The 6,834-nt window shown below is 58.5% G+C and carries 5 protein-coding genes; 2 read left to right on the forward strand and 3 right to left on the reverse strand.

Going from position 1 to position 6,834, the window contains the following annotated elements; genetic code table 11:
• Positions 1 to 1,413: elongation factor G (locus IRZ24_RS14905; protein WP_297165609.1), on the forward strand; the 1,413-nt coding region annotated here is incomplete at its 5' end.
• A 579-nt stretch (positions 1,414 to 1,992) separates the two neighbouring features.
• A complete protein-coding gene (locus IRZ24_RS14910) occupies positions 1,993 to 2,829 on the forward strand; it encodes a hypothetical protein (protein ID WP_297165611.1) in 837 nt (278 codons plus the stop codon).
• Here the strand turns inward: IRZ24_RS14910 and IRZ24_RS14915 are convergent.
• The 3 genes from IRZ24_RS14915 to IRZ24_RS14925 form a co-directional block, all read right to left on the reverse strand.
• Positions 2,826 to 3,488 (reverse strand): LON peptidase substrate-binding domain-containing protein, encoded by a 663-nt coding sequence (locus tag IRZ24_RS14915; protein WP_297165613.1) that lies wholly within the window; start codon positions 3,486 to 3,488, stop codon positions 2,826 to 2,828. The two genes, IRZ24_RS14910 and IRZ24_RS14915, sit on opposite strands and share 4 nt — an antisense overlap.
• A 277-nt stretch (positions 3,489 to 3,765) precedes the next feature.
• On the reverse strand, positions 3,766 to 6,171 hold the full coding sequence (cysS, locus tag IRZ24_RS14920; protein ID WP_297165615.1) for a cysteine--tRNA ligase: 2,406 nt from the start codon (positions 6,169 to 6,171) through the stop codon (positions 3,766 to 3,768).
• A gap of 300 nt (positions 6,172 to 6,471) precedes the next feature.
• On the reverse strand, positions 6,472 to 6,834 hold a 363-nt coding region (locus tag IRZ24_RS14925), incomplete at its 5' end, for a GatB/YqeY domain-containing protein (protein WP_297165618.1).

The following is a 6,834-nucleotide window of genomic DNA, read 5'->3' on the forward strand; positions in this document are numbered from 1 at the left end:
GTAGAGAACGACGAGGCCCTGATGGATAAGTTCCTCGAAGGTGAGGAACTCAGCGAGGAGGAACTGCGTACGCTGGTACGCCAGGGTACGGTGAGTGGCGAGTTGGTGCCCGTGGTGTGCGCGTCCGCGCTAAGGAATATCGGGGTGCAGACCGCACTTGATGCGCTTCTCGACTACCTGCCGAGCGCCGCTGAGGCACTGCCCGATGAGGTGCGGGCCTTGGGCGAGACACTGGCACTCTTCGTCTTTAAGACTGCCGCTGCTCAGGTCGGGACGATCTCGCTCTTCCGCGTCTACAGTGGGACGCTGAAGGCTGATAGCCATGTCTTTAATGTGCAGACGCATGCCGAGGAGCGTATCGGCCAGTTGATCATTCCCCGCGGCAAGGCTCAAGAGAATGTGGCTGAGATCACCGCCGGCGACATCGGCGGCGTAGCCAAGCTGGCCAATACCCATACGGGCGATACACTGGTGGGAAGCAAAGAGGTCACTACCGCCCTGGAGCCTATCCATTTCCCCGAGCCATGCTTTACGGTGGCCGTCTTCCCCAAGAGCAAGGCTGATCTTGATAAGATGAGTAATGCCTTGACGCGCCTGGTAGAAGAGGATCGCACGCTCCGCGTAACGCGCGATCCAGAGACGGGCGAAACCCGGATTTCAGGCATGGGCGAAACGCATATCCAGGTCGCGGTCGATATGATTAAGCGTCGCTTCGGCATCGACCTGGAGGTGCGCGATATCCACATCGCCTATCGCGAGACAATTCGTAAGAAGGCACGCGCCAACGGGCGCCATAAACGGCAGACAGGTGGTCACGGCCAGTTTGGCGATGTCTGGCTGGAGATTGAGCCACTGCCCATCGGTGGCCCCGACACTTTTATCTTTGAAGATCGCATTGTGGGCGGCGTCGTCCCAAGTCAGTTTGTCCCCGGCGTTGAGAAGGGCGTGCGCGAGTCACTGAAGCGTGGCTTCATCTCCGGTAACCCGATGGTGTATGTCAAGGTAGCCCTGGTTGACGGCAAGTACCACCCAGTTGATTCCTCCGCCCAGTCATTTGAGATTGCTGCTTCGATCTGTATGCAGGAGGCTGTTCCCCAGGCCAGTCCGACCATCCTGGAACCGGTGATGAATGTGACGGTGATTGTGCCTGAGCAGACGATGGGCGATGTGATGAGTGATATCAATACGAAGCGCGGGCGGGTGCTGGGTATGGAACCCCTTGGCAACGGCATGCAGAAAATCATCGCTCAGGTCCCCCAGGCGGAAATGCTCCACTACGCGACAGATTTGCGCTCCCTTACCCAGGGCCGCGGTACCTTTACGATGGAGTTCTATCAGTACGAGGAGGTCCCTCCTCAGATCCAGCAGGAGTTGATCGCCCGTTACAAGAAGGAAAAGGGCGAGTCTGCCTGAATCTCTTTGCCTGTACGATAGGCGCTCGTGGAGCTGATAGAGCGGGGCATCGTCCTGCGACGGCGGCAACGGCAGTTTTCTTCAAGGCCCTTGACTCATCCGCTGGGACAGGACGGGTCCCGCTTTGCTCTCTAGCGCCGGTGCTGAAGGCAGATTATCCTGTTCTTGCTCTCTTCCACCCTCCTTCCAGGCCGCTGGCTTTGCCTGGCAAGCAGAGTTGTTCGCTGAGTGTGGCAGGCTTAACTGAGACGCGCCCCCCCACTACACCCCGGTTGCTGGGAAGCAGCGTCGCCGATCGCTTTGTGGTCGCTCGCTGCATTGGCTCTTTGATCCTCTACAGGAAGTTGTTGCCTCTCTCTGATCTACGATGGTGGGATGCCAGGCCTTCTTTTTCTTCCTGCGCCGCAAGGCGGCAGAAAGCGAGAGTTTGGCCTAAGCGGCTTACCCGCGAAGAAGGAAGCTCTGCGGACTTGACAGCGGACACCAGGATACGTACAATTCCAGAGACAACGAACAGTTCGTGTTCCTTCTTAAAGGTGAGAGCAGGGGGCCTGCACCAGAGCTCAGTGAGGTGGCCGTATGCCTTCCAGACCGGTTTTCTCTGCGCCTTCGCTTGCGGAGGTGCTCAAGCAGCTCAGGATCTACCGGCCCAGCGGTCTGCTAACTGTTCAGCGAGCACGGGGCGCGCCGCCCGAAGAGGTTTATATCACGGTGGAGCGGGGACAACCAACGCTGGTTGTCTGGAATCGTCAGCAGCAGGAGGCTAGCGAGGCCGTGCTGGCCTGGTTGAATTCATGGGGTGAAATTCGTTTTACTTTCCAATCTGCCGAACCACTGTTGCAGCTTCCCTCACCGGGCCAGCCGGAGCTACAGGAGGGTGCTCCCGCGGGCGAGGGCCCACGGCGACCAACTTGGCCACCTCTCTCGCTCCAGAGTGGACCTTTGCCCGCTGTCGGAGGGCGGGGCAGTGGCCGTCAGACAATCCCGCTTCAGAGCCAGCCTGGTGGTCCGACTCATCCACCCGGTCAGGCTCGTGGGCAGGGTTCCCAACAAGGCCCTATCCAGGCCTCGAGCCAAGGGCGTCCCCAAAATGGGCGTCTGACTCCTCGCTTCGGTGATTCGCTAGTGCTGCCAGCCGTTAAGCCTGTCCAGCCGCTTGGTCCGCTACCGCCGGAAACCGTTGTACCTAGCCTGACCGCCCGCGGCAAAGAATATGCTGCGACCGCTGTCCCGCGCTATGATCGCATCGTCTTTCTCCTCATCAATGGTCGGCGTACACTCGGCGACTTGGCGCAGCTCACTCGGCGTACACCCGCCGAGGTGTATGCTTCGTTACAGCGTTTGCAGGAACAAGGGCTAATTCAGCTCACGTTGCCACCGACCAATGGGCATGGCCCTTCTTCCTCTCGACGCTAATTCAGGAAGCTGCGGTCTGGATGCGTCTGCAGATGAGCATTTCGCCGCAGTACCTGCTGGGCAAAGGGAACCTCCCGTCTCAAGATTTCATTTTCTTCGGCTAGACGCTGGCGGGTCGAGGTCAGTTCCAGCAGGTGCTGCTTCTGTTCATCTTGCATATCGAGCAGATAGGCGATGAGATAAGAGAGTTCCTCTGGATCGCTTGGAAGAAGCGCCTTGATCTCCTGACGACTGCGCGCCTCGAGCAGGATTTCCAGATAGCTGCTGAAGAGATCAAGAGCGCGCTCGGCGTAGGGTCGCACCAGGCTGGCAGGCTCGTGCATGTCGCGATAGCTCTCGACCAGGCCCTCAAGATATGCTTGCTGGCGTTTGATCTGGCGAATACGAAAGCGCTCGGTACCTACAGCGATAAGGTGATAGCGGCCGTCTTCCAGTCGCTCGATCTCTTGGATCTCAGCCAGTGTTCCGACGCTGTAGGGCACTTCCTGCAGATGACGACTCTCGGGACGCTTGAGAACGATACCGAAGGGAGACTTCTCCTCAAGACAGCGGGCAATCATTAGGCGATAGCGCTGTTCAAAGATATGCAGTGGCACGACTGCAGTTGGGAAGAGCACCATCTGCAACGGGAAGAGCGGAACCTCGATAATTCTCTCCACGGGATTTTCTCCTTAGTAAGCCCCAAAGCTTCCCCAGGCAGTCTAGAGTCTAGCTGGCTGGGCGCTTCTGCCAGACTGCGAACCAGGCCCGCCCTACCAGGCTGAGGGCTCAGTTTCTGGAAGGAGCCGCAGGCGACGGCGGTGGATCAGGTCCAGGCCAGGCGTTGACGAGGCTTCCTTATCTGCTGAACCCCGGTTGAGTAAGGCCAGCGGCTGGCTTGAGTGGTCTTTCCCTCTCCTTTCCAGCCCGGCTCGTTCTGGCAGAAGGGCCACTACTTCAGACCGCCTGAGTTGCATGCAAATGGGGATGAGAGTGAGCATGATCGGGCCAGTGCCGGTGCTCGTGACTATGCATGACGCCTGGTGGTGGCAGCTCCTCGGGCGCATGGCTATGGATGCCGTCGAGATGATAGGGGTGATCGTGCCCGTACCAGCGTTGGGCTGGATCGCAGTGCGCCACGAGCAGACTGTGCCCGTGATGCCAACGTGCGCGAAAGACATCATAGTTTTTCTTACTCTTCGTCCGTCGCTCCTCCTCGCTCAGACTATACCACTCACGATGAGGATGTCTGATGACACGTGCCGCCACTTCGGGACAGACAACCACGCGATAGCCGGCGGCCTTGAAGAAAAAGCTGTAGTAGACATCAGCCAGGCGATAGAAGCGGAACTTCTCATCGAGCCATCCCACCTCGTTAAGTAGGGCACGGCGAAAAGCGAACAGGTACCCTTCAATGGCGTCAACCTCGGGGCCGCTCTCTTCACGGAACTCGCGCAGGTCCTCAGTGACCAGGCCAAAGGGGCCAGTGACTCCTACCTGCGGATCAGCCAGTGTTTGCTCGAGCGGTGTCCAGATATCGCCACATAGCTCAAGAGAGGTATCCAGCCAGACAATGATTGTCCCCTGACTGGCGCGCATGGTCGCATTGCGTCCTGCAGCGAAGCCTAGGTTATGGTCGGCGAAGAGCACGCGGAGGGCGATCTTTTCACCGTTGGCCCCCATCAACTCCGCACGCCGGGCCAGTTCGCGCAGATAAGGGAGGGTTTCATCGGTAGAGCCATTCTCGATGACGATCACTTCCAGGCTGCGCCCGTTGGCATGGCGGCAGATACTGCTGAGGCAACGCTCAAGGTCTGCCCGGTTATTGCGCGCCAGCAGATTCAGGGAGAAAGTATAGCGTGACGGCTGCTGGGTGGCATCCGGAGCATCTTGCCAGCGCGAGAGGACAGGGAACTCTTCGCTGAGGCGCCGCGGCTGTACCAGTGTACCCGTGGGCAGATCACTCAGTTTCCAACCCTGCTGGAGCATGCGGAGACGTAGGGCATCGGCGCGCGCGTAGTCGCCTTGCCGGCGCAACGCCTCTCGTTCATGGACGATCGCCGCCAGCTCAGCCGGCAAGAATTGCTGCGTATATGTTGGTGTACGCCGCTGACGCGGTTGTTCGCTCAGGAGATACGACTTGAGATCGAAGCCGAGTACGCGGTCGAAGTCAAGCAGAAGCTGGAGCTTGAGAGTGGCATCCAGCTCGGGAGCGCGCAACATGGCAGAGAGCACCGCCATCGCCCGTGGGATGTTCAGGTCGTTCTCTAGCTCACGACGGAAGGCCAACCGCCACGGCTGCTGTTGGTCCTCTACTGGCTGGAGCGCACGCCCCTGGTCAGCTTGCCGCCATAAATCATAGGCTCGCTCTCGCAGGCGCTCCAGGGCGATCTGGGCCGCTTCCAGGGCGCGGAAGGTAAAATTGAGACGGCTGCGATAGAGGGCCGTGGTGTAGAGGTAGCGCAGTGCCAGCGGATCAAAGCCGCGCGCTTCGATCTCGGCCAGAGTATAGTCGTTGCTCACTGACTTGGCCATCTTCTGGCCATCGGCAAGCAGATGCTGAGCGTGAACCCAGTAGTTCACAAAGGGCTGGCCGCTATAGGCTTCACTCTGGGCAATCTCGTCCTCGTGATGCGGAAAGATATTGTCGACTCCTCCGGTATGAATATCGAAATGCGGCCCCAAATATTTCATGGACATGGCCGAGCATTCAATGTGCCAGCCGGGGAAGCCACGCCCCCACGGGCTATCCCAGGCCATATCACGCCCTGGCTCGGCGGGCTTCCAGAGCGGGAAGTCCTCGGGATGACGCCGGTCAGCATCGCTACCCTCATGAATGCCAATCTGCATATACTCTAGCAGGTTGCGCGAGAGCTTTCCATAGTTATGAAATCGCTGAATGTCAAAATAGACGTAGCCACGTACTTCATAGGCAAAACCTTTACGCAGGAGTTCCTCGATGATGTGGATCATATCGGGGATATGTTCGCTGGCCCGTGGGAAGACATGAGCGGGCAGAATATTGAGCCTGGCCTCGTCTCGATGAAAGGCTTCCGTGTAAAAGCGCGCGATCTCAGCAGAGGTTTTCCCCTCCTTACGAGCCTGGGCTTGAATTTTGTCCTCGCCGCGGTCTAGCAGCTCATGACGCATATGCCCGACATCGGTGATATTCTTGACATGGAAGACTTCGAAGCCGAGATACTCCAGGGTCCGGCGCAGCCAGTCGGCCATTGTGAAAGTGCGTAGATTCCCTATGTGGATATAGCGGTAGACAGTCGGGCCGCAGGAGTACATTCTGATCTTGCCCGGCTCCAATGGCACAATTTCGTCGACGCGCCGCGTGAGTGTATTGTAGATTCTCATGGCCTCATCACGCTCCCAGCATGCGTCAGACAGAACACAAACGAACGGTCTCAATGGCCTCCTCTGCAGGCCGTGATTCGAGCGCCCGTGAAGCCCGGCTTAGCCGTCGCAGTGAAAGTGCGCCGTGGCACACTGCGACGGCGACCGCCCATGCTCACGCTGTTCCCCACGGAAGCATTATATTCCCGGCTTCGGACCCTTGACCAGGCGAGGAGGCAGGTCAGTCTCCTCCAGCCCTCCGCGGCGTCGTAGTCTAGCCTTCCTCCTCGCCAGCCATTACACACCTGAGCAGCCCCAGGCTTAGGCCGTCATCTCTTTCACTATCTGCTGGACCTTAGCCCCCGGGGCCTTGCCTTTCAGTTCACGGGCGGCCAGGGGCATGACTTTGCGGAAATCACGTCCTTGTTCCTCGATCAGACGCGCTACTACAGCTCGAATTTCCTCATCGCTGAGCTGGACAGCTTGCAGATAAGCTTGCAAGATCGCTTTTTCACGCTCGGCCTTCTCTACCAGGTCGCTGCGCCCTCCTTTCTGATAAAGAGGAATGGCCTGGTCACGCATTTTAATTTCGCGCTCTATCACCTGATAGCAGTCGGCCTCGGTGAGTGGCTTGCCATACTCAGGATGCTTACTATCAGTACGCGCAACCTCTAGATTATGAAT

Origin of the sequence: Thermogemmatispora sp., from assembly GCF_019683755.1 — a bacterium.
Lineage (GTDB): Bacteria > Chloroflexota > Ktedonobacteria > Ktedonobacterales > Ktedonobacteraceae > Thermogemmatispora.